Origin of the sequence: Azoarcus sp. KH32C, assembly GCF_000349945.1 — a bacterium.
Classification (GTDB): Bacteria; Pseudomonadota; Gammaproteobacteria; order Burkholderiales; family Rhodocyclaceae; genus Aromatoleum.
Genome location: NC_020548.1, coordinates 435,467 through 456,665, shown reverse-complemented (window position 1 = coordinate 456,665; position 21,199 = coordinate 435,467). Strand labels below are relative to the sequence as shown.

21 protein-coding genes are annotated in these 21,199 nt (G+C 64.2%); 6 read left to right on the top strand and 15 right to left on the bottom strand.

From position 1 onward, the window contains the following. The first annotated feature begins 575 nt into the window (after window positions 1–575). Window positions 576–1,976: a replication initiation protein gene (locus tag AZKH_RS24905; RefSeq protein WP_041657931.1), complete on the top strand. Its 1,401-nt coding sequence runs from the start codon at window positions 576–578 to the stop codon at window positions 1,974–1,976. Window positions 1,977–2,194: 218 nt separating this feature from the next. On the opposite strand, the gene AZKH_RS24900 is transcribed toward AZKH_RS24905, so the two are convergent. Continuing rightward, window positions 2,195–2,878, bottom strand: a complete 684-nt coding sequence (locus AZKH_RS24900) for a hypothetical protein (protein ID WP_015452077.1) — start codon at window positions 2,876–2,878, stop codon at window positions 2,195–2,197. Between the two features lie 77 nt (window positions 2,879–2,955). Then, entirely contained in the window at window positions 2,956–3,357 is a 402-nt protein-coding gene (locus AZKH_RS24895; RefSeq protein WP_015452076.1) for an FKBP-type peptidyl-prolyl cis-trans isomerase, read from the bottom strand. A gap of 263 nt (window positions 3,358–3,620) precedes the next feature. Here AZKH_RS24895 and AZKH_RS24890 point away from each other — a divergent pair, with 263 nt between their 5' ends. Next, window positions 3,621–7,715 (top strand): hypothetical protein, encoded by a 4,095-nt coding sequence (locus AZKH_RS24890; protein WP_015452075.1) that lies wholly within the window; start codon window positions 3,621–3,623, stop codon window positions 7,713–7,715. Further along, complete coding sequence (locus AZKH_RS24885; RefSeq protein WP_041657929.1) at window positions 7,712–8,629, top strand: isoaspartyl peptidase/L-asparaginase family protein; 918 nt, start codon at window positions 7,712–7,714, stop codon at window positions 8,627–8,629. The genes AZKH_RS24890 and AZKH_RS24885 overlap by 4 nt, the downstream gene beginning before the upstream one ends. On the opposite strand, the gene AZKH_RS27890 is transcribed toward AZKH_RS24885, so the two are convergent. The 5 genes from AZKH_RS27890 to AZKH_RS24865 all read right to left on the bottom strand — a co-directional run bounded on the left by AZKH_RS27890 (window position 8,626) and on the right by AZKH_RS24865 (window position 11,928). Continuing rightward, complete coding sequence (locus tag AZKH_RS27890) at window positions 8,626–8,811, bottom strand: PAS domain S-box protein (RefSeq protein ID WP_083903219.1); 186 nt, start codon at window positions 8,809–8,811, stop codon at window positions 8,626–8,628. The two genes, AZKH_RS24885 and AZKH_RS27890, sit on opposite strands and share 4 nt — an antisense overlap. Window positions 8,812–8,825: 14 nt before the next feature. Continuing rightward, window positions 8,826–9,287: a PAS domain S-box protein gene (locus tag AZKH_RS27885; RefSeq protein ID WP_015452072.1), complete on the bottom strand. Its 462-nt coding sequence runs from the start codon at window positions 9,285–9,287 to the stop codon at window positions 8,826–8,828. A gap of 77 nt (window positions 9,288–9,364) precedes the next feature. Then, complete coding sequence (locus AZKH_RS24875) at window positions 9,365–10,315, bottom strand: glutathione S-transferase family protein (RefSeq protein ID WP_015452071.1); 951 nt, start codon at window positions 10,313–10,315, stop codon at window positions 9,365–9,367. Between the two features lie 19 nt (window positions 10,316–10,334). Continuing rightward, a complete protein-coding gene (locus tag AZKH_RS24870; protein ID WP_041658134.1) occupies window positions 10,335–11,006 on the bottom strand; it encodes a glutathione S-transferase family protein in 672 nt (223 codons plus the stop codon). A gap of 121 nt (window positions 11,007–11,127) precedes the next feature. Then, window positions 11,128–11,928 (bottom strand): hypothetical protein, encoded by an 801-nt coding sequence (locus tag AZKH_RS24865; RefSeq protein WP_015452069.1) that lies wholly within the window; start codon window positions 11,926–11,928, stop codon window positions 11,128–11,130. A 189-nt stretch (window positions 11,929–12,117) separates the two neighbouring features. Here AZKH_RS24865 and ung point away from each other — a divergent pair, with 189 nt between their 5' ends. Then, window positions 12,118–12,822: a uracil-DNA glycosylase gene (ung, locus tag AZKH_RS24860; RefSeq protein WP_015452068.1), complete on the top strand. Its 705-nt coding sequence runs from the start codon at window positions 12,118–12,120 to the stop codon at window positions 12,820–12,822. Window positions 12,823–12,862: 40 nt separating this feature from the next. Here the strand turns inward: ung and AZKH_RS24855 are convergent, their stop codons facing one another. The 6 genes from AZKH_RS24855 to AZKH_RS24830 form a co-directional block, all read right to left on the bottom strand. Beyond that, the gene (locus tag AZKH_RS24855) at window positions 12,863–13,258 is read right to left on the bottom strand and encodes a VOC family protein (RefSeq protein WP_015452067.1); all 396 of its coding nucleotides are present in this window, start codon (window positions 13,256–13,258) and stop codon (window positions 12,863–12,865) included. 28 nt (window positions 13,259–13,286) lie between these two features. Next, entirely contained in the window at window positions 13,287–13,733 is a 447-nt protein-coding gene (locus AZKH_RS24850; protein ID WP_015452066.1) for an SRPBCC family protein, read from the bottom strand. Between the two features lie 83 nt (window positions 13,734–13,816). Continuing rightward, the gene (locus AZKH_RS26495; RefSeq protein WP_015452065.1) at window positions 13,817–15,607 is read right to left on the bottom strand and encodes a serine/threonine protein kinase; all 1,791 of its coding nucleotides are present in this window, start codon (window positions 15,605–15,607) and stop codon (window positions 13,817–13,819) included. A 263-nt stretch (window positions 15,608–15,870) separates the two neighbouring features. Further along, entirely contained in the window at window positions 15,871–17,115 is a 1,245-nt protein-coding gene (locus AZKH_RS24840; RefSeq protein ID WP_015452064.1) for a cystathionine gamma-synthase family protein, read from the bottom strand. 73 nt (window positions 17,116–17,188) lie between these two features. After that, window positions 17,189–17,701 carry an OsmC family protein gene (locus tag AZKH_RS24835; RefSeq protein WP_041657927.1) on the bottom strand — a complete coding sequence of 171 codons (513 nt, stop codon included), beginning with the start codon at window positions 17,699–17,701 and terminating at the stop codon, window positions 17,189–17,191. 26 nt (window positions 17,702–17,727) lie between these two features. After that, window positions 17,728–18,333, bottom strand: coding sequence for an H-NS family nucleoid-associated regulatory protein (locus AZKH_RS24830; protein ID WP_015452062.1), 606 nt, complete (start codon window positions 18,331–18,333; stop codon window positions 17,728–17,730). 27 nt (window positions 18,334–18,360) lie between these two features. On the opposite strand from AZKH_RS24830, the gene AZKH_RS24825 reads away from it, so the two are divergent. Continuing rightward, window positions 18,361–18,984 (top strand): phospholipid-binding protein MlaC, encoded by a 624-nt coding sequence (locus AZKH_RS24825; protein WP_015452061.1) that lies wholly within the window; start codon window positions 18,361–18,363, stop codon window positions 18,982–18,984. 16 nt (window positions 18,985–19,000) lie between these two features. Here AZKH_RS24825 and AZKH_RS24820 read toward each other — a convergent pair whose 3' ends face one another. Both AZKH_RS24820 and AZKH_RS24815 read right to left on the bottom strand, forming a co-directional pair. Then, entirely contained in the window at window positions 19,001–19,648 is a 648-nt protein-coding gene (locus tag AZKH_RS24820; protein ID WP_015452060.1) for a dienelactone hydrolase family protein, read from the bottom strand. A 239-nt stretch (window positions 19,649–19,887) separates the two neighbouring features. Then, window positions 19,888–20,208 (bottom strand): DUF3175 domain-containing protein, encoded by a 321-nt coding sequence (locus tag AZKH_RS24815; RefSeq protein ID WP_231874596.1) that lies wholly within the window; start codon window positions 20,206–20,208, stop codon window positions 19,888–19,890. A 372-nt stretch (window positions 20,209–20,580) separates the two neighbouring features. On the opposite strand from AZKH_RS24815, the gene AZKH_RS24810 reads away from it, so the two are divergent. Further along, entirely contained in the window at window positions 20,581–21,189 is a 609-nt protein-coding gene (locus AZKH_RS24810; RefSeq protein ID WP_015452057.1) for a DUF4337 domain-containing protein, read from the top strand. Window positions 21,190–21,199: the final 10 nt, after the last annotated feature.

Genomic DNA, 21,199 nt, shown 5'->3' with positions numbered 1-21,199 from the left:
CAGGGTGGCACCACAAAATTCCTCACCTTTGCGATCACAAATTGCCTCACCTCCCACAAAAGACCTCACCCTACCGCCCCTCCAATTCGCCTTTTTTCAGCATAAAAACAGTTATTTAGCTGATAGGCACAATTCTTCTCACCTTCTCGGGAGAACCCGCAACAATAGAGCTCACCTTAAGACCAAAAGACCTCACCCAGGCACACAAAACTACTCACTTACACCACAACATCACTCACTTTGCAGACCCTAAGTCCTTGTTTCGTCGACTGAGCCTCGCTCCTAGTTAGTTAGTTGGTTTCTTTTAGTTCTTAAACATCCAACAACACCATCAAGTAGGTAACGGGAGGGTGAGCAAGATTGTGAAGGGCTCCCACGGTGAAGCACGGTGAGGGATTTTGTGCGGATCCTCCCTGGGGCGTCCCGGCCTATCGCTGCAAAAGCGCAATGGTTCCCTCCTTCGAAAGGTGAGGCTTTTTGTGCAGCACGATTAAGGCATCTCTCTAAGGTGAGAGATTTTGATTTGACGTCTCACCTTGCGGCCGCTACCGTCCACTCCAACGCTCGGGGGGAGTATGGGGAACGAAATCGGGGCACGGGCAACACCGCGGCAAATGTCCTTGTCGATCTTTGAGGACATGTTCGCCAAAGGTCTTGCCATCACGGATTCCAAATCGGAGATCGGCTTTCAGCGCAACAACGTCTTCGTCGACATCGGAGATCTTGGGGTAACCGCTCGCCGAGCCGTTGATGCCGCCTTCTTCGTCGTCGCCCAGGAGAAGGGGATCCATACCTTATACGACGTCGAGCTCAGCTATTTTCGCTGGCTGATGCGGTATGACAGCGCGAACTACAAGCATCTCCGGTCCGTGCTCACCGAAGCTCAGAAGGCGGTTGTCCAGGTCACCGATACCCCGGTCGGTGCGCTTCCGTCAGAATCCGATCGCTGGATATCCGTTCATTTGATCGGGACCGTGGCGATTGCCAACGGTCGGATTGTCTTCGATGTGCCGACGGTGCTGCAACGGCACATCAAGGATCCGGTCAATTCGCACTGGTTGAGCCTCCGCGTCACGACGGCCTTCACGCTGCTCTATGCGCGCGCGATCTACGATCACGTCCTTCCTTTCGTATCGGAGGGTGTGACGGAGTGGTTTTCGGTGGATACCATCCGGGCCTGGCCCGGCAAATCGGCAGCGAGCACGGCTGCCTTCAAGTACTTCAAGCGCGACTCTCTCGAGCCGGCAGTGAGGCAGATCTGCGAGAAGTCCGACATCGAGATTTCATACGAGACTCGAACGGCAACGCCGTCTTCCAAGAAGATCGAATTCATTCGATTCCGCCTGTCGCGCAAGGACGATGCACCTCCTGTGGTGCAGGCGTTGATGGGGGCCAAGGAGCTCTACACGACGCTGAAGAACGAATTCGGCCTGAGTGACAAGCATTTCGACGAGATCCTGGCGAACAGGGAGACGTGGACCGACGAATGGATCAATCAGGCGATCGAGTTCACTCGCTTCAACCTGCAGCGAGGCAAGGTCACGAAGAGCCCGGCCGGCTTCCTGATGAAGGCCTTGCGCGACAATCTTCGTGTGTCGAGCGCGGACAAGCTGATTGCAGACCAACTCGCGCAACGCGAGGCGGATGCGCTAGCAGCTGCAACGGCTAAGGAGCAGGCCGAGAAAGCCAAGACGGACGCGCTGGCGAAATCCGGTGCTCGTGCAGCAGCCAAGTTGGCGGGAGAAGTTCGTGCAGGACACGAGGCCTTCGTTGCTTTGGAGTCCGTCGATGACCAGGAGGATCTCCTGCTCGAATTCTCCAAATCGCTGCCGGCCGTCATGATCGCGAAAAGGTTGAAGCTTGACCTGACAGGGCTGACCTATGACGTGCTGAAGGAAATCGAGGCGCTGAATACGGCGTTCGGGCAGTTCATGTTCGGCAAGGCCAAGTCGGCAGTCAGCGCGGCGCGGCGTTAGGCAAACACCCGGTCGACGATGTCTGCGAGGACGTCGGCCGCGTCAGCATCGACGTTTGCTCAAAGCTCTGGCAGGCGGGGGTACTTCAAGGCCCGCTTGGCTTCGACCGGGTTATCAACAGGCGTCTCCACAGTGCCGTCCCCAATGTCTGGGGATAACTGTGTAATGGCCATCGGGCGCGACTTCAGGCAAGGGCTGCAGCGATGCTCGGCCTCCGCCTATTTCTCCGCGAAGCAGTAGAACAACCCGTCGCCGCCTGTACTCTGCAAAGCGGCTTGATTGCAGCCGCCGCGGGTGGGATGGGAGGAGTTCCATGACGTCGACCACGGATGCGGAGTCGGGCCCGAATGATCGTGATGGCCTAGCATCGCAGAGCCTTCCTCGCCGTTCTTCATCCAGTTGCCGCAGGTCATGTCCTGGAATGGGGGACTCGGCGGAAATGCGGTGCCGTCCGGCCGAGAGCCCGTGAGCATGTCGTGCCGGTTAGGCTTTTCGGTTCGTCCATTGACCATCTGTCCCTTCTCGTCCAAGGCTGTTTCCTTGGTCAGCTTGGACTTGGCTGAATGGAGATCCTCCACGTTCCTCGCGATCATCACGCCTTTAGCGTTGTACCACGGGCCTTTGCCGATCCGGTCGCGGGCATGGATCGCGCTCGCGTCGTCCAGTTTCGAGCCCTGCGTGCTCAAATAGGCGCGCCAGGTGTGCTTTCCCGCGCCAACGGTCGAGGCGAGTTCCTGGCAATGCCGGTCGGCGCCTTCGAGGCCACCGAGGTTGGCGCCGTCGCCCATCCCGACACTCGTTACGAAGAACGACATATCCTTGCCGCCGCCAATAGCGCCCGTCGAACCGAGTAGCAGCAATGCGCTGGCTACGGCGACGAAGGCGTTTCTCCGTCTTTCCATGGCACCCTCCTTCTTCTTGCTTGTTGGAAGCAATTAGATGGATTGGAAGCCGATCGGTTCTGTCGCCGCCGGTCAGGTCAGCGTTTCACTTCGAGCAACTCGACGGCGAAGGTCAGCGTGCTGTTCGGCGGGATCACGCCAGGAATGCCCCGATCCCCATACGCCGTCTGTGCCGGGCAGGTGATGCGTGCGGCGCTGCCGGGTTTCATGTGCTGTAGCGCTTCGGTCCAGCACGGAATGACGCGATTGAGCGGAAATTCAGTGGGCGTGCCGCGGTTGTAGGAACTGTCGAATTCCTTGCCGTCGGCCAGCGTGCCCTTGTAGTGAACGCGTACCTTGTCGGTTGGGCCGGGAGACGTGCCCGAGCCATCGCGCGACCATTCGATGGTAACGCCGGAGGGCAAGGTTTCGGTGGCGGGTCCCGCGGCCAGGACGGGCAGTGCTGCGAGGGTGATCAGCGTGGCAGCGATGAGGCGCATGCAAGAGTCTCCAGTGGATGATCCGGGAGCGGATGTGCGCTCCGCGCGACGACTATAGCGAATATTCGACGGCAATGCGGGGCCGCCGGCGGCATCACTTGTGACAAGGTTCATCGACGTGGAATCGGTCGGGCGTAGTCGGCGCCGACGCTCATGGTATCGTATGCCGATACCATCAATGGCCGGCATGTTCTGCGTGCTGAGTTCGTGCACGATGAGGTCATGCTGCCGGAAGCGGCTTTGTCGAAAGGTGACAGCAGGATATGAAAATCACGCGCGATCTCGTTGCGTTGGTGGCGGGCCTGGTGTTGAGCTCGGCTGGGGGGCTGGCGGCCGAAGGGCGTCTGTCGCCGGAAGAAGTACCGCAGCAGCTTCGGCCCTGGGTGGATTGGGCCCGCTTCAACGCCCCGCCGCCCGAGTGCCCGCAGATCTCGGGCGCTTCGGCTCAGGCGCAATGCGTCTGGCCTTCCGGACTCGATCTGCAGCTCGCGGCAGGCGCCGGCTCGTTTGCCCTGACGGTCGATGCCTTTGCGGACGGCGTGGTCATCCTGCCCGGAGACAGCGAGAGCTGGCCGCGCGAGGTGCGGATCGATGCGCAGCCTGCGGCGGTGGTCCCTGTCGACGGAAAGCCTGCGGTACGTGTCGGGGCCGGGCATCGGGTCATCAGCGGACGATTCGAGTGGCGGCAAGTGCCGCTCAATCTGTTGCTGCCGCCGCAGGTGGCAAGGCTCTCGGTGACGCTGGAGGGGGCGAAGTTTCCGGGCCAGCCGGACGCGGACGGGCGTTTGTGGTTGCGTGAAAGGCAGGACAGGCAGGGCGCGGTCGATGCCGTTTCAGTCAGGGTGTTTCGGCAGTTTGTCGATGAGGTGCCGATGCAATCGACGGTGCGCTACGAGCTCTCTGTCTCGGGACAGCCGCGCGAGCTTCGACTGCCGCGGGCGATACTCGACGGCTTCGTGCCCTTGTCCTTGGAGGCAGACCTGCCCGCGCGCATCGACACGGACGGCAGCGTGAAAGTCCAGGCGAGGGCGGGATCCTGGGCCGTTAATGTCAGTTCGCGCAAGATGAGTCCGACGGCCGAGTTGAACCTGGCGGAGACTGCCGCTGAGCAGGAAGTCTGGTCATTTGCTCCCCACAACGAATTGCGCGTCGTGACGCTCGAGGGGGCGCCAGCGGTCGATCCGAAATCGGTCGGGGTGCCGGCCGCGTGGGCGACGTTACCTGCGTTCGTGTTGAAACCGGGGGGGGCGCTTCGCATTGCCGAGCGCCAGCGTGGCGATAGTGGCGGCACCGCGGACAGGCTGACAGTCAAACGGACGCTTTGGCTGGATTTCGACGGCGGCGGCTATTCCGTCCAGGACAAGATCAGCGGGACCGTCGGTCGCAATTGGCGGCTCGATCTGCCTGAGGCTTTCGCGTTGGGCAGGGTATCGATCAATGGTGTCGATCAGCCTCTGACGCGCAGCGCAGCGGGACGCGGAGTGGAACTGCGCGAAGCCGCGCTCGCGCTCGAGGCGGACAGCCGCATCGAATCGTCGGACCGGGAGTTGCCGGCGAGCGGGTGGAGCATTCCGCCGAGTGTTTGGTCCGCCGAACTCAACCTGCCGCCGGGTTGGCGCCTGATTCACGCATCGGGAACCGACTCCGTGCAGGGCGAATGGCTGGCGTCCTGGACGCTGTGGGACCTCTTCGCGGTTCTTCTCATCGCGGCGGTGACCTTCCGGGTCGTCGGTACGGGGACTGCGGCCATCCTGCTCGGAGGACTGGTGCTGAGCTGGCATATGCCGCTCGCGCCGAAATTCGCCTGGCTGGCGCTGGTCGTGCTGCAGGCCGTTGCCCGCGCATTGCCGGATCAGGCGAGGCTGCGGGGCTGGGCGACCCGGGGCAGTCTCGCCAGTGCCGTCTTGATCGCGATCCTGCTGCTGCCTTTTGCCGTGACTCAGCTGCGGCAGGCGATGTATCCCGCGTTGGAAATGAATTACGCTTATACGGCCGCGAAACGTCAGTATGTTCCGCAAGCGCCCAGACCCGCTGCCGCTCCGGCACCCGCGGAACTGGAAGACAGGGCCGAGTCCACGCTCAAGCGGCGCGACGAGGTTGACGCGGCGGCATCGCGCCAGGGTTCGAGTTCGGCCGACTACGGCGCTTACCGACGCATCGACCCGAATGTGAAGGTGCAGACGGGGCCTGGGATTCCGGATTGGCAATGGACTGTCGTGGCGATGTCTGCGCAAGGCCCCCTGGGGCCGGAGCAGGCCCTGCGTCTGACACTGCTTCCGCCCGCGGCGTCAGCGCTCTGGTCGCTCGCGGCGATCGTTCTGTTGGCGATCGCGCTATGGCGATGCTGGCCGACCGATCTGGGTGGACTGGGGCGGCGATTGCGCGGTGCGCTGGGGGCTCGGGCTGCAGCAGTGCTTGTCGCCGTCGGAGCGCTTCTCGGGACCGTTCCGGACGAGGCGCAAGCGCAGTCGCAGTTCCCCTCGGAGGCCTTGCTGCAGCAATTGCGCGAGCGCTTGCTCGCCCCGCCGGTGGCACCACCATGCACGCCGGCCTGTGCAGACCTCGCCGCGCTGGACATCAAGGCTTCCGGGAACGCAATCACACTGAGGCTCGAAATCCATGCCCAGGCACGGACGCCGGTCGTACTGCCAAGCCCCGGCGCAAACCTGCGTCCGTCGTCCGTACTCCTGGCCGGCAAAACCCCGCCGCTGTTCCGGGATGAAGCCGGGCGGATCTGGACCTCGGTTCAGCCTGGGATCAGCGTCCTCGAGCTGACGATCCCTGCGAGTGTCGATGACGTTCCTCTGCATCTGCCGATGGCGCCGCGACGGCTCACGACCGAGCTCGACCTGTGGAGTCTTGCGGGGCGGGACGCGCGGGGATTGGCGACCGATACGCTGACGCTTTCCCGCGTTCGCGAGGCGGCCGGATCGGGCCGGGCCAGGGAGTTCAACGGCGGCGCGGAGCTGCCGCCGCTGGTCGAGGTGGAACGTCATCTCGACCTCGGGCAGACGTGGACGCTGAGCACGATCGTCCGTCGCCACGGCAGCAGTGCCTTGCAGGCGAACGTGCGCGTCCCGCTGTTGGAAGGCGAAGCCGTGACCGACCCGGGCGTGACGGCCGACGCGGGCGAAGCCGTGTTCGACCTTGCGCCCGGAGCCACGCGCAGCTTTGCAAGCGTGCTTGCGCCCGCCCAGGTCCTGAGCCTGCGCACTTCCACGTATCCGGGGCAGATCGAACGCTGGTCGGTCACGGCCACTCCGCTCTGGAACGTTCAATCCTCGGGGCTGATGCCCGTCGCCTGGACCGACGGCGCACGGTGGCAGCCGCGCTGGCTGCCGTGGCCGGGGGAGAGCGTCGAGCTGAAGGTGTCGCGGCCGGCGGTCATCGAAGGGGCGACGCTGACGATCGACGATGTCCAGTTGGGCGCGCGGGTCGGGCAGCGGTCGACGGACGTGACGGCGACGCTACGGTTGCGGAGCAGCACCGGGGGAAACCACGTCATCGGCCTGCCGGACGGCGCCGAGCTTTCGTCGGTGCGCATCGACGGCACCGTGCAACCCCTGCGCGCGGACGGAAACAAGCTGGCGCTGCCGGTCACGCCCGGGGAGCATTCGGTACAGATCGAGTGGCGCGACCGGGCGGCGATGGATGCGCATTACGTCGCGCCGCAGCTCGACCTGGGGGCGCCCGCGGTCAACGCGAGCGTGACGCTTGCCGTGCCGCAGGACCGCGTCGTTCTCTTCACCCGCGGACCGCTGGTCGGGCCGGCGGTTCTGCTGTGGGGCGTTCTGGCGGTGGTGGTGGCGGTCGCGCTGGTGCTGCCGCGAGTGCTGCCGACACCGCTGAGTGCCGCGGCCTGGGTACTGCTGGGGATCGGACTGGTGCAGGCCTCGGTCGCCGCGGCCTTCCTGATGGTGAGCTGGTTTGTGCTGTTGGTCGTTCGTCGGACCTACCCACCTGCGTCCCCGTGGCGCTTCAACCTCTTGCAGATCGCGATCCTGTTCCTGACGATGATGGCGGCCGGCGCCCTGTTCGACGCCCTGCGGCAAGGCCTGCTCGGCTATCCCGACATGCTCATCGCCGGAAACGGTTCGAGCGCCTTCCAGCTCAACTGGTACCTCGACCGGCTTAAGGCGGTGACCCCCGTCGTCGAGGTCTATAGCATCCCCGTATTCGCCTATCGACTGGCGATGCTCGCATGGGCGCTCTGGCTTGCGGTTGCGATCACGCGCTGGGCGCGGTGGGCGTGGGAATGCTACTCGGCGGGCGGCGCATACTGGCGGCCGCTCGAAGGAATGCGCCGGTCCGGCAAGGAGGGGGCGGGCGCGATCGCGACATCGGAGGCTCCAAAATGACAAGCGGACTCATGCCAGTCATCGCAATCCATGGCGGGGCGGGCGGACGCGGCCCCGGAGAGTTCGACCCTGACATCGAAGCCGCTTACCGCGATGCCTTGGCGAATGTCCTGCGCTCCGGACGGCAGGTGTTGGCCGACGGCGGCAGCGCGCTCGATGCGGTCAGTCTCGCGGTGGACCTGTTGGAGGACTGCCCTCTTTTCAACGCCGGTCGTGGCGCGGTATTTACACGCGATGAGACCCATGAGCTCGATGCGGCCGTGATGGACGGGGCGACGCTCCGTGCCGGTGCGGTCGCGTGCGTGAGCCGAGTGGGCCGGCCGCTGCGGGCGGCGCGCGCGGTGATGGAACGTAGCACGCATGTGCTCCTCGTGGGCGCGGGCGCGGAGGCCTTTGCCGAGGCGTGTGGGCTGGAACTGGTCGAGCCGGACTACTTCTCGACCGAGCTTCGCCGCGAGCAGTTGAGGCGTGCGCAATCGGGACTGCTGGATGACAAGCGCAAGCACGGCACGGTCGGCGCCGTCGCCCTCGACGCCCGAGGCCATCTGGCAGCCGCGACCTCCACCGGCGGCGTGACCAACAAGCTGCCCGGCCGGGTCGGCGATTCGCCGTTGATCGGTGCCGGCACCTATGCGAACCGCGTCGCTGCCGTCTCCTGCACCGGCACCGGGGAATACTTCATCCGCTGCGCCGTCGCGCATGACCTGTGCGCGAGAATCGCGTACGGCGGCCTGACGCTAGAGGCGGCCGCCCAGCACGTCGTGATGGAAGCCCTGTCCGCGATCGGAGGTCAGGGCGGCCTGATCGCCGTCGACGCCCACGGCAATGTCAGCATGCCCTTCAACACCGAGGGTATGTACCGTGGCTATATGCGGGTCGACGACGCCGCACCCTGGACGGCCATTTATCCCTAACCGCAGGCCTGCGGCTTCGACAGGGACGCGTCGAACACGATGCGCGCGAGCCGCTGCGACTCCTCGGCTTGCCGACGTTCCGTGATGTCGCGCAGCCAGGCGACGATCTGCTTTTCGCCGCGGTCTTCCCATGCGCCGAGCTTCACTTCGACCGGGAAGAGCGAGTTGTCTTTGCGCCGGATGTTGCCTTCGACGGTCAGCGCGCCACCCGCGGCGAGCCGCGCCCAGATCCCGCGCCCGGTCTCGCCTCGCGGTCGAGATCCCAGATCCGCAGGTTCAGCAGTTCGTCGCGCGTATCCCCCGTCTGGACCGTCGCCTGATGGTTCACGTCGACGATCCGTCCCTCGGTGTCGTGCAGGAGGAGGATGTCGCCACCGTACTCCACGAGCCGGCGCGCGCGTTCGGACTCCAGTTGCTGGCGAACGGCCAGTTCTTCAGGCCCCAGGTCGCGCATCATCACCAGCCAGCGTTCATTGTCCGAGCCGAGCCCTCGAATGCGGCGGGCGTGAAGTTCCACCCGTGAACGCTGGTGTTGGCCGGCGTGAAACACCGCCGAGGCGACTTCCACGGAAGCGGCGCCTTGCATCCGCGCCGCCAGGTCCAGCGATGGGTCGAGCGTGGCGTACCACGTCGACGCGCTGCACGAGGAAACCCGCATTCGACAGCGCCGCCATGCGCTGCGATTGCGGGTCGGTGTCGACGAGCAGGACTCGCGGCAGACCGCGGGCGGTCCGATCAGTCACGGGGAGGTTCTCCGTAATCGATCACCGGGCCGATCGGCACCAGGCCGGACGGATTGATGTGCGGGTGGCTGACGAAGTAGTGCTGGACGATGTGGTCGAGGCGGATCGTCGGCTGGACCGCCGGATGGTGGTAGAGCCGGCGCAGGAAGCGCCAGAGATTCGGATAGTCCCAGATGTGCTTCAGCGAGCACTTGAAATGCACGTAGTAGACCGGATCGAAGCGCAGCAATGTCGTGAAGAGCGCAATGTCCGCTTCGGTCAGCACGTCTCCGCACAGCCAGCGCCGGCGTCCGAGCACGCCGTCCCAATGTTCCAGCGCTGCGAAGAGTCCCCGGGCGGCTTCTTCGTAGGCGGCCTGGGATCGCGCAAAGCCCGCACGATACACGCCGTTGTTGACGGGCTCGTACAAGGCGTCGATCACGGCCTCGATCTCGTCCTGCATCCCCGGAGGGCAAAGATCGACATCCGAATTCCGGGCATAGGGCCGGAAGGCCCGCCCGAACATGCGGACGATTTCGCGCGACTCGTTATTGACGATGCGCTTCGCGACCGTATCGAGGAGGACGGGCACCGTCACCCGTCCACTGACGCCCGGCTCGGCACGCGCATAGACCTGCCACAGCGCCTCGGCGTCGAATACCGGTTCGGGACAGGTCCGGCCATCGTCGTCCCTGAACTCCCAGCTCTGCTCCAGCATGTGCGGGTGGACCACCGACATCGGAATCGCCGATTCGAGGCCCAGCAGCGCGCGGGCGATCATCGTCCGGTGCGCCCATGGGCAGGCGTAGCTCACGTACAGCCGATAACGGCCTTCTTCCAGCGGGAAGTCCCCTTCGCCGACCCTGGAGCGGAACAAGGTCTTCTGCCGCTCGAAACGCCCTGCCGCATCGGCCTTGTAGGGGCGCACTTCCCAGCGGCCGTCGATGAGGATGCCCGATGCCATAAGCTGCCTCTTGAAACGATCAGGGGATGGAGACGAAGGACATGTCCTTCAGCATCCCCTTGAATCCCTCGAGCGCCTCGCTGACCTTCGGCCACGAGGGCAATGAGCGCATGGACTCGTACCAGCGCTGAAGGTTCGGGAATTGGGCCAGATCGACCCGGATCAGTTCGCCCGCAGAAAACACGCCGGCACCGAAGTAGTCGGCAATCGTGAGCTTGTCGCCCGCCAGATAGCGTTGCTTCGCCAGCACGGAGTCGAGATAGGCGAGGCCGTTGCGCACGCGATCCTGCCCCCAGCGAACCGTTCCCTCATGGGCTGCATCCGACTCGCGCTTGTGGTGCGGGAAAAGCTGCGGGTAGATCATGTTGTAGCCCCAATCCCGGTAGAAGTCCGAGTTTAGGTAGTCGATCATCTCGTCGACGCGCGCACGCTCCTTGAGATCCGTCGGGTAGGCGGCGGACCCGGTCTTTGCGGCGAGATAACGCAGGATGGCCGCACTTTCCGTCACGATGAAGCCGTCGTCGTCCAGCGCCGGAACGAGGCGCTTGGGGTTGATCGACGGGAACGAACCCGACAGGTGGGCGCCGGAGAGGATGTCCACGACTTCCGGCTCGAACGGGATACCTTCTTCGCTAACGAAGAGCAGGATGATGCGCGACGTGGTCGATGCTGGATGGAAATAGAGCTTCACGTTGACCTCGGACAATGTTCGGATGCCGGTTGACGAAAAAAGACCCTCGACGGCGTCGGAGTATCCGACGCGTTCGCACCTGGGTCAATTGGCCTATCTCTTCGGCAAGCGGCATCTGTCGTCAGTAATAGGTGCCGGCATAGCCACGGTACGGATTGCCGTAGACCCGCCGGCCGGCGGCACGGTGCGAGGCCATGAAGCGCTGGATGTGTTCGGGGCTCGCGCCTTTCAGCATTTCCTTGACCTCTCGGCTCGGAAGCACCTGCAGGTAGCGTATCGGCTTGCCGGCCAGCGCCGCGCCCTCGGCGAGATCGGGCGGGACTTCGGTCGGATCGAGAAAGAGCGCTTCGCCGCGCTCCGAATCGTAGTGGCGTTCGACCCGCTTCGCCGAATCGAGGATGCCTTCCATGACGTCTCCGAGCGTGCGTCCGCTCATCTTGGCCTGCCACGCTGCGCGCTGGAAAAGCAGTTCATGCGGATCCACGCCGGGACAGGCCCCCTGGTAGGCGGCGGTCAGGCAATGATCAGCTGCGGCGAGCAGGCGCTGGGTCACATCCGGCTCCATCTCCAGCAGCCTCAGCAGCTGTCCGACGGACGACCCCTCGAGATAAGCCTCCGGCCCCTTGTCGTAACCGGGGTCGCCGGGATGATGGTGATCGACTCGCAATACCGGCTCGTGGCCGAGCACCGTGCACTCGACGAACACCGCCGGAGCCTTGGGGAGCAGCACCGCCGGCATTGGCTGGCCCGTCCGCGACATCCGCACGACACCATTCGCGTCATAAGCCGTGCGCGCGAGGCAGCGTTCTCCGTGTCGTGCGGCATGCACGAATTGTCGGCCCGCCCGCCGCAGACAGCGTTCGATCTCCCGCATTTCGGGATCCTGTGCACCCAGAACGAAGATCGACTCCTTGCCCACCATCCGAGTTTCCTCCGGCATTGCGCTTAGGCAATCGCAAAACGGGTCGGGTTCGCGCAGCATGCCTGCCCGATCACGCCGGGACCGCATCGAGCTTACCGTACTGAGCACTGGTCAAGGAAATACCGTATCGGTACATCGACCCTGACACCGCTGTGTTAGCATCCGCGCGGCTTCTGGAGTCCCTTTCCCATGTCTTTGCCCTCATCCTGGATGTCCATTCTCGCGGAGCTGCGTCTCGACGCCGTGGTCGCGCAACGCGTCTCGACGATCGAGGCCGAACTCGCCGCGCGCGAGGCGGCCGGCAGCGTTGTGCTGCCGGCGTCGATCGATCGCTATCGTGCGCTCGATCTCGTATCGCCTGCCGACGTGCGTGTTTGTATCGCCGGGCAGGATCCCTATCACGGGATCTCGACGGTGGCCGATGGCCGGCAGGTTGCGGAAGCGATGGGACTTTCGTTTTCGGTGCCGCAGGGGGTGCGGATTCCGCCCTCGCTGCGGAACATCTACAAGGAGCTTGCCGCGGATCTCGGTGGGGAAGTTCGTTCGTCGGGGGATCTCACGGGCTGGGCGCAACAGGGTGTTCTGCTGTTGAACACGATCCTGTCGGTCGAAAAGGACAAGCCGAAGTCGCATCACAAGCTGGGTTGGGATCTCGTCACCGGGGCACTGCTGCGGGCGCTGTCGACGACCCAGTCCGGAATCGTCTTCGTCCTCTGGGGAAAGCCGGCGCAGGCGTTGGGTGAGCATATTGTCGGCAACGGGCACACGGTCATCCAGTCGAGCCATCCCTCCCCGATCGGCGGGGCCTGCAACAAGGGCTTCTTCGGCTCCAGGCCGTTCTCGCGTGCAAACCAGGCGCTGGTGCAGGCCGGTCGGAGTCCGATCAGCTGGTGACTGGCACAGGGCGTGCCGAGCGCGCCCCGCGCTTTTCCGGCTACTGCATCGAGTGCAGGCCGATCATGTTGCCTTCGGTATCCGTCACCAGCGCGATGAATCCGTACTGACCGATCGAAAACTTTTCCTTGACGACGCTACCGCCTGATTTCGTGACCTTGGCCGCTTCGACGGCACAGTCCGCGCACATGAAATACACCAGCACGTTGTGTCCACCCGCCTCCAGGCCCGGCATCTTCACCAGCGCCCCGGTGATGCCCATGGCGTCCTGATGCATCGGAAACGCCCACATTTCCATGCCGGGAGGCTGGCCCGGAGCCTCCAGTTTCGAAAACTGCGTTCCCAGCACGGCCTCGTAAAAGGTCTTGGCCCGCTGCATGTCGTTCACGTAGATTTCGAACCAGCCGACGGGGTTTCGGACAGCGCTTTCGCTCATGATGATCCTCCTTCCTTGAACGGGGACTTCAATCCGGAATTTCAGGCTCCACGAGCCGCGCCAGATGGTCGAGCGACTCCTGCCAGCCGAGGTAGCAAAACTCCGTCGGGATCGCCTCCGGAATGCCTTCCTGCACGACGTTCATTTCCGTCCCGCAGGCCACCGGGCGCAGCGTGACGGTCGTCACCATCTCGCCGGGCAGCTTGGTGTCGTCGAACTTGTCCGTGTAGCGGATGCGCTCGTTCGGCATGAGGTCCAGGTAAGTGCCGCCGAAGGAATGGCCGTTGCCGGTGCTGAAATTCCTGAAGGCCATCCTGAAGGTGCCGCCGACCTTGGCATCCAGCTGGTCGACCTTGCAGGTGAAGCCGTTGGGCGGTAGCCAGCGGGCGAGCGCTTCAGCGTCGAGGAAGGCTCGATAGATCTTCTCGGGTTTCGCGCGTAGTACTCGGTGCAGGCGGACGGTACCGGTAGGCATGGTCGCTCCTTTCATGTGGGGTTGGATTTGCGGCTGTTGTCATCGCCGCTTCTCGTACCTTAGTCGAAGGTCGGTGCTGTGGACTATGGGAGTGTTCTCACTTCGTCCTTCGCACGCAGGTATTTGCACTCGGGGTGGTCGTAATACTTCGGCCGCTCGCACTCGGTTTTCATGCAGCGGTACAGGGAGAACTGGGTGCGCGTTCCGCACAGCACCCGGGGATTGTTCTGCTCGTTCTTGTCGAACTTGGTCAGCGTGTTGTCGAGTCTGGTCAGCGGCGGCGACCGGTCGGACGGGACTTCTTTCGCCGTGGCTGCTTCCCTAGGGGGTTCGGGCGGCGCCGCTTCCGGCATAGCGGCGCCGGGTGGCGGCGACTGCGGCTCGGCGGCCGGGCCGGATGGCACTTGCGCAGGCAATTCTGCCGGCCGCTCGGGGGGGGCGGTCGTCGGCGGCACGGGCGGGTTCAGCGGCGCGCGGGGCCGGTCCGGTTCCGTGCTCGCCGTGCTGAAGCGCTGCATCACCTTCGCCTGTCGGTACTCCGACCACATCATCCAGCCGCCGGCCCCGAGGGCGACGAACGCCAGCGCGGCGCCACCCATCAACAAGGTCCGGTGCCAGCCGCCCGCTTTCGTGTCGCGCCGTGATGCCCGAGGTTCGCCGAATCTGTCGGGGTCGGCACCGAGAGCGGACTCAAACGCGGCCCACAAGGCCGGATCGTGGGCATCGTCTGCGGCGCCGGCCGGAGCTTGCCCGTGCGGCGATACGAACTCCGGCGGGGTTTCCGGCGTCGGCTCCGCCTGCGGTCTTGGCTCTGCCGTGTGCGGGACTTGGAACGCAGGAGCCTCGTGCGACTCAGTCGCCTCGACTGGGGGCGGCACCACGATGGATTCCGTGGCGCCGCGGCCGCCGAGCAGGGCACGCCTGAACTCGGCGACGCTCTGCGGCCGCTCCTGCGGCCTGACGCTGAGGGCCCGCTCGATCGCCGAGACAAAGGCCACGCTGTAGTTGAGCTGGGGGAAGTTGCGTCCGAGGCGGTCCACGATCTGGGACAGGGGCTCGAGCTGGTCGTCCAGCGCACGCACCGTGGAGGCCACCGGCGGGTAACCGCTGACGCAGTAGTAGGCGACTGCGGCGAGAGCGTAGAGATCGGTCCACGGCCCTTGCCGCAGCTGTGTCGATTCGGCGTACTGCTCGATGGGGGCGAAGCCCGGGTTGAGGACGACGGTCGCCCCCTGGCTGCCATCGCCGATGACACGGAGCGCGCCGGAATCCAACAGCACCGGGCGGCCGTCGGGTTGCAGCAGGATCTGCTCGGGCGAGATGTTCCAGTGATAGCAGGAGGCGCCGTGCAGAACGTCCAGTGCGTCGAGCAGTGGCAACAACAGGCCGCGCAGCCAGGCTTCGTCAGGCGGGAGCGCCATCGACTGGCGCGCGACATCGACCGTGACCCCTTCGTAGTGGGGCATCGCCATGTAGGCGGTGCGGTTGGCCTCCCAGAAGCGATACACGCGCACCAGGGCCGGGTGGTCGAAACGCGCCAGCAGCCTGGCCTCGTCGACGAAGGACTCGAGGCCCGCGGCGAAGCTTTCCGCATGCCCGTCGGAACGCAGTATCACCTCCCTGTCCCGGCCCCGGGAGGCCAGGGCGGCAGGCAGGTACTCCTTGATCGCGACCTGGCGTCCGAGGCCATGGTCCATCGCCTGATAGACGATGCCGGATCGCCCCTCGCCGAGGACGGACAGGAGCTCGTACTCGGCGAACCGGGTGCCGGGCGGCAAGGCGTCGTGGCTCGGGTCGATCCGGCGCTGCGTCGGTTCCTCTGCGGGACCGGGATTGCTAAAGGGGGGGAAGTCGGAAGGAGAAGGTCGGTTCATGGCGCAATCGGCGAGACTGGCGGGGTCCTCGAGGATGCGCTGAGCCCGGATCGGACTGTGTCGCCGCGAACCTATCCGCCGGCGGATGCCAGAAGAAATTGACACGGTGCAACAAGGGTACTCGGCTCGCCTGGAATTCGTGCGATTCTTAACCTTTCTCACAAATTCCGGTCGACCATTGGCATGGGCGGCTCCCGCCCACGTCGAACGGGAGGCCCATTGCTACCCCGGATGGCCGATTTCTTTGTGCCCGGCGAACGTCTTTACCGGAGAGCGCGTTCGAAGTCGGCGATCAGGTCGGCTTCGTCTTCCAGACCCACCGAGACGCGGATCAGGCCCTCGGCGATTCCCATCGCTGCGCGTGCCTCCGGGCCCGCCTCCCAGAAGATCGTCGGCGCGACCGGGATGATCAGGGTGCGGGTGTCGCCCAAGCCGGTCGCCTTGATTGGCAGCGTGAGGCGGTTGAGCACGTCGACCATCGACGACGGATCACGCAGCTCGAAACTCAGCAGCCATGAACCGGCGGCGAAGAGGCTCTTGGCCCGTTCATGTTGGGCGTGGGACGGCAGGAAGGGGTAGTGAACCGCATCGACCTTCGGATGTTGTTCGAGCCACTGAGCCAGCGCGAGGGCCGTGCTGCTGGTCTGCTTCACGCGCAGCGGCAAGGTCTCGCTACCGATGCTGATGCGATGCGCTTGGTCCGACGACAGCGTGCCGCCCATGTCGCGCAGGCCTTTCTTGCGGATCTGCAACAGGCCCCAGCCTTTGGGATCGCCTTTGCGATAGGACGGAAAGATGTTCGGGTAGGGGCTCCAGTCGAAGAGTCCGGTGTCCGTGACGGCGCCGCCGAGTGCCTCGCCGTGGCCGGCGATGGTCTTGGTCAGCGAGTTGATCACTAGGCTCGCACCGACCGCGCGTGGCCGGAATAGCGCCGGGGAGGTGATCGTGTTGTCGACCACGTAGACGAGTCCGCGCTCACGGCACAATTGGCCGATCGCTGCGAGATCGGCGACCTGGGTGCGCGGATTGGCGATGGTCTCGACGAATACCATGCGTGTTTCGGGCCGGATCGCCGCGGCGACCGCCTCGACCGAACAGGCGTCTACCTTGTCGACGGCGATCCCCAGTCCCTCGATCGTGCCGAAGAGGCTGTTGGTGTTGCCGAAGACGAAGCGGCTAGCCACGAGGTGGTCGCCCGCGCGCAGGAGCGTGAGCAAGGTCGCTGCGATCGCGCCCATGCCGGTCGAGAAGCATACCGTCCCCACGCCGCCCTCCAGCGCGGTGATCTTGGCTTCGAGGGCAGCCGTCGTCGGCGTGCCTTGGCGGGCGTACTGGTAGCCGCCCTTGTAGGTGCCCTGGAAGGCTCCGATCAGATCCTCGACGCGGTCGAAACCGTACTGCACCGAGGTGTGAATCGGTTTGTGGATTCCGCCATGCTCGACGCCGAAGTGGCGATCGGAATGGACGTTATCAGTGCTGAGTGCACGAGTGTCTGCTGATGATTTCATCTCTGAAGGATATAACAGCTCGGCGCCGATCGGAGCGGGTGTGGACGTCCTGATTGCGAACGGTGCATCGTTGCTACTGATCCTTGACGCGGCGGCTCACTGCGATCGCAGGGGAGTGCTTCAGTGTCTGGAAGACGACGCAATAGCGCTCGGTCAGCCGTAGCAGCGTTTCGAGTTGCTCTTTGCTGGCGTCGGTGTCGAGTTCGAAGCTGAGGCGGATCTGCTGGAAGCCGACCGGCACCTCCTTCGACAGTCCGAGGGTGCCGCGGAAGTCCAGGTCGCCCTCGGCCTTCAGAGTCGCGTCGCGCAGCACGATTCCGAGTGCGGTTGCGACGGCGTTGAGTGTCACGCCGGCGCAGGCGACCAGCGCTTCGAGCAGCATGTCGCCGGAGCAGGCGGCGAGTCCCGTTCCGCCGGTCGCCGGATGCAGGCCGGCTTCGACCAGCGCTTTGCCCGTCTCGATGCGACAGCTGACCCCGTCGCCGAGCCGCCCTTGGGCCTTCAGCGTGATCAGGGCGGTTTCCGGTTCCTGCCGGTAGCGCTCCTTCAGCGGGGCCTGGATTTCCCGCAGTTCTTCGCCTTTCACGTCGGTGCCCTCGTACTTTGTATGAGTTATGAAACGAATGCGGCGTCCGATGCGTTCTTGTTCGCCGGCGAAGCACTGGCGGCAGTGGTGATGCGGGCCGCCTGCTGCTGCTTCTTCGCAAATTTCTCGGCGGCGATGGCGAGTGCGTCGAGCGCACCCCCGTGAGCGAGCCAAGCCTCGACCCATTGCGGCTTGCGCCCGCGCCCGGACCAGGCGAGATCCTGTTTCGACGGATGGCGGTACTTCACCGGCACGGGCGCCTTCTCGGCCGAGCGACCCGGGTCCGCTTTCATGGGCGGCAATGCCGCGGCATCGCCCAGCACTTCCTCCAGCGACCAACCGTACTCGCCGGCCATGCGGGTGAGTTTCTTCAATATTGACGCTTTGGCGTCGGACTGACGCCGCGCAATCTCTTTCTCGATGCGCGCGTCGAGTTGTTTCAGTTGCGGGAGCGTGTAGTTTCCGAGGTCAATTTTCATAAGCCAAAGGTCGTAAGGGGGTACGGCTTGAATGATGCCACCTTGGCTGCTCCTACGCGAATATGCGCGATTAGTGGATTGGCGGCAACAGTCTTTTGCGGCGCAGCGTCTTAAAGGCGCCACGCGTTTCGGGCCTAATTCGACCATGAGCATTCCGGCCCGCTCCTTGAGGTGATAACGATGAAAAGGTTTTTCCTGCTGCTTTCCACGCTGTTCTTCCTGGCGCCTGCCGTGCATGCGGCCGACACCGGGAAGGCGCCCGATGCGCTGGTGCGCGAAGTCAGTGACGACGTGCTGACGATCGTCCGCAAGGATCGTTCGATCCAGTCGGGCGACGCGCGCAAGGTCGTCAACCTGGTCGAAGACAAGGTACTGCCGCACTTCAACTTCCGCCGCATCACGATGCTCGCGGTCGGCAAGGACTGGCGCAGTGCGACGCCCGAGCAGCAGGACAAGCTGGTCGATGCCTTCCGAACCCTGCTCGTGCGCACCTATTCCAACGCGCTGACGCAGTATCGCGACCAGACGATCCAGTACAAGCCGCTGAAATTCGCGGAGACCGACAGTTCGGTGCGCGTGCAGACGGAAGTCCGCCAAGCCGGTTCCCAGCCGATCGGCATCGACTACTCGCTGGAAAAGACTCCCGACGGCTGGAAGGTGTTCGACGTCGTCGTCGCCGGCGTCAGCCTCGTCACCAATTATCGCGGCAGCTTCGCCCGGGAAATCCAGCTGGGCGGCATCGACGGACTGATCCGCTCGCTCGAGCAGAAGAACCGCGAGGTGGACGTCGCATCGGCGCGCTGACGAGCGGTGCCCTGATTCACAGGTATCGATTGAACCAGGCGGCGGCGAGCTTGGCGACTTGTTCGAGGGTGCCGGGCTCTTCGAAGAGGTGGGTCGCTCCAGGCACGATCCGGATTTCCTTGATGCCACCGAGGTCCCGATAGGCCGCTTCGTTCAGTTCGATCACCGGGGTGTCCAGGCTGCCGACGATCAGCAGTGTCGGCGTGCGAATCCGGGTCAGGATCTCGCTGCCTGCGAGGTCGGGGCGTCCGCCGCGGGAGACGACTGCGGCGACGCGGTCAGGAAGGGCCGCGGACAGCCGCAAGGCCGCCGCTGCGCCCGTACTTGCGCCGAAGGCTCCGACCGGGAGCGAGGCGGTCACCGCTTCCTTGTCCAGATACGACATCGCGTCCAGCAGCCGGTCGGTCAGAATGTCGATGTCGAAGCGATTGGTGTAGTCGGCATCCTCTTCCAGCGTCAGCAGATCCATCAGCAGGGTCGCCAAGCCGGATTGGCGCAATTCCGCGGCGACGAAGTTGTTCCGCGGCGACAGACGGCTCGACCCGCTGCCGTGGGCGAAAACGACAATGCCCGAAGCGGGCTGCGAGGGCCACTGGAGCATGCCCTCGAGAAATATGTCCCCGGAAGGAATACGGATCGTCTCGTTGGACGCTTGTCGAATCATGTCAATTCTCTACTGTACAAATTGCACATGCTTGCCAACTGTGCCGATATGGAGAGACTGCGGTCCTACCTCTGTTGTAGCAGTTGGATCACTTCGTCGCGGGTGGTCTGTGTGAAGTCGGTGTAGTAGAAGCCGACCGGCACGCCACCGCGCGGCAAGGCCAGCACGAGGAGCTGCTGATCCTTAGCATTGGGTTGCTCGCTTCCATGATCGTATGGCAGCAATCCCCGTACCTTCGCTCACTGTCTGGCGTGAGCACGGGGCTTGCCGTACAGCACCCGTAGTTCGTCCTTGGCTGCTTCGAGGCAGCGGCGCCGCTCGATGGTGAGATTTTTTCCGGCGCGGTTGATGTAGAAGTTCAGCATCGACATCGCCGAGCGAAAGGGGTCGGTCTTGCGGCGGTGGCTGCGGTCGGCCGAGCGTTTGAGTGAGCGGGCAATTTCCCGCGGGTCGGCCTGCGCGAACACGCCCTTTTCGAGATCCAGCGCATGGCTGGTCTCGGTCACCTTCTGGGACCAGCGCTTGGATTGGTCTGCGGCATGTCGCTTGGCGCTCGTCACGATGATGTTCCTTCGCTCCGAAGTAGGACGCGGGAGGCGTTCAGCGTCGCTTCCCTCCATCATGCCACCGCTTCTTCGTCACCCCGCAACATGAGCCGCAGCACGATCGGCGATGGAGTCTGGATTTGCGGCACGCTGACGGAGGCCAGTGGCTATCCGAAATAATGCGGTCGATTGCGACGGTGGCAGTCGACCGCAGTACGACTCGGTAAGCGTCGTAGCCGGTCCGTCTGCATATTGCGTTTCCGGGAATCCGCCTCAGACGATGTCGCCGTGCCGATGCCGGACGGGCCAATCTTTGATACATGGCGAGGGCTCTCCGGCCACTAGAATCGACGTCATTCCAGTCCCGGAGTCATTGCAGGAAGCCACATGGACATCGATCCCAGCGAAGTCATCGAAAGGGCAGCGACCACCCTGGAAATCCAGGACGCCAGGGCGAGGCGACTCAACGCCGTCGTTGCCGTGACGGTGGCGATCATTGCCACCTTCATGGGAATCTGCAAGGTCAAGGACGACAACATCGTCCAGGCGATGCAACAGGCGCAGGCCGACAAGATCGACCACTGGAGCTACTTTCAAGCGAAGAATATACGCGCTGACATGGCCGCGGCGACGGCCGTTCAGTTGGAGCTCGCGAAAGACGCCGCGGTGCCGGCTGCGGTCGCCAAATACGACAAAGCCATCGCCGACTACCGCGAACTCCACGACCGTGAAGTGCGCGGACGCGACGAGCTCAAGGTCCAGGCGGAGCACGACCAGCATACCTACGACAATCTGAACTACCGCGACGACCAGTTCGACCTCTCCGATGCGCTGCTCGCCATTGCCATCGCGCTTCTTGCCGTCACGGCCCTCACCGGATTTTGGGCGCTTTACTGGGTGGGCCTGGTGCCGATCGGCTCTGGCGTCCTGATGGGCTTGGCGGGCTTGCTGGAACTGCCGATCCACCCGGACGCACTGGTTCGGCTGCTATCGTGAATCGCCTTGC

Excerpts from the sequence above, each read along its gene's own strand:
- AZKH_RS24905 (WP_041657931.1), top strand. The coding sequence starts at position 576 with ATGGGGAACGAAATCGGGGCACGGGCAACACCGCGGCAAATGTCCTTG.
- AZKH_RS24900 (WP_015452077.1), bottom strand. The coding sequence starts at position 2,878 with ATGGAAAGACGGAGAAACGCCTTCGTCGCCGTAGCCAGCGCATTGCTG.
- AZKH_RS24895 (WP_015452076.1), bottom strand. The coding sequence starts at position 3,357 with ATGCGCCTCATCGCTGCCACGCTGATCACCCTCGCAGCACTGCCCGTC.
- AZKH_RS24890 (WP_015452075.1), top strand. The coding sequence starts at position 3,621 with ATGAAAATCACGCGCGATCTCGTTGCGTTGGTGGCGGGCCTGGTGTTG.
- AZKH_RS24885 (WP_041657929.1), top strand. The coding sequence starts at position 7,712 with ATGACAAGCGGACTCATGCCAGTCATCGCAATCCATGGCGGGGCGGGC.
- AZKH_RS27885 (WP_015452072.1), bottom strand. The coding sequence starts at position 9,287 with ATGCGGGTTTCCTCGTGCAGCGCGTCGACGTGGTACGCCACGCTCGAC.
- AZKH_RS24875 (WP_015452071.1), bottom strand. The coding sequence starts at position 10,315 with ATGGCATCGGGCATCCTCATCGACGGCCGCTGGGAAGTGCGCCCCTAC.
- AZKH_RS24865 (WP_015452069.1), bottom strand. The coding sequence starts at position 11,928 with ATGGTGGGCAAGGAGTCGATCTTCGTTCTGGGTGCACAGGATCCCGAA.
- ung (WP_015452068.1), top strand. The coding sequence starts at position 12,118 with ATGTCTTTGCCCTCATCCTGGATGTCCATTCTCGCGGAGCTGCGTCTC.
- AZKH_RS24855 (WP_015452067.1), bottom strand. The coding sequence starts at position 13,258 with ATGAGCGAAAGCGCTGTCCGAAACCCCGTCGGCTGGTTCGAAATCTAC.
- AZKH_RS24850 (WP_015452066.1), bottom strand. The coding sequence starts at position 13,733 with ATGCCTACCGGTACCGTCCGCCTGCACCGAGTACTACGCGCGAAACCC.
- AZKH_RS26495 (WP_015452065.1), bottom strand. The coding sequence starts at position 15,607 with ATGAACCGACCTTCTCCTTCCGACTTCCCCCCCTTTAGCAATCCCGGT.
- AZKH_RS24840 (WP_015452064.1), bottom strand. The coding sequence starts at position 17,115 with ATGAAATCATCAGCAGACACTCGTGCACTCAGCACTGATAACGTCCAT.
- AZKH_RS24830 (WP_015452062.1), bottom strand. The coding sequence starts at position 18,333 with ATGCTCATGGTCGAATTAGGCCCGAAACGCGTGGCGCCTTTAAGACGC.
- AZKH_RS24825 (WP_015452061.1), top strand. The coding sequence starts at position 18,361 with ATGAAAAGGTTTTTCCTGCTGCTTTCCACGCTGTTCTTCCTGGCGCCT.
- AZKH_RS24820 (WP_015452060.1), bottom strand. The coding sequence starts at position 19,648 with ATGATTCGACAAGCGTCCAACGAGACGATCCGTATTCCTTCCGGGGAC.
- AZKH_RS24810 (WP_015452057.1), top strand. The coding sequence starts at position 20,581 with ATGGACATCGATCCCAGCGAAGTCATCGAAAGGGCAGCGACCACCCTG.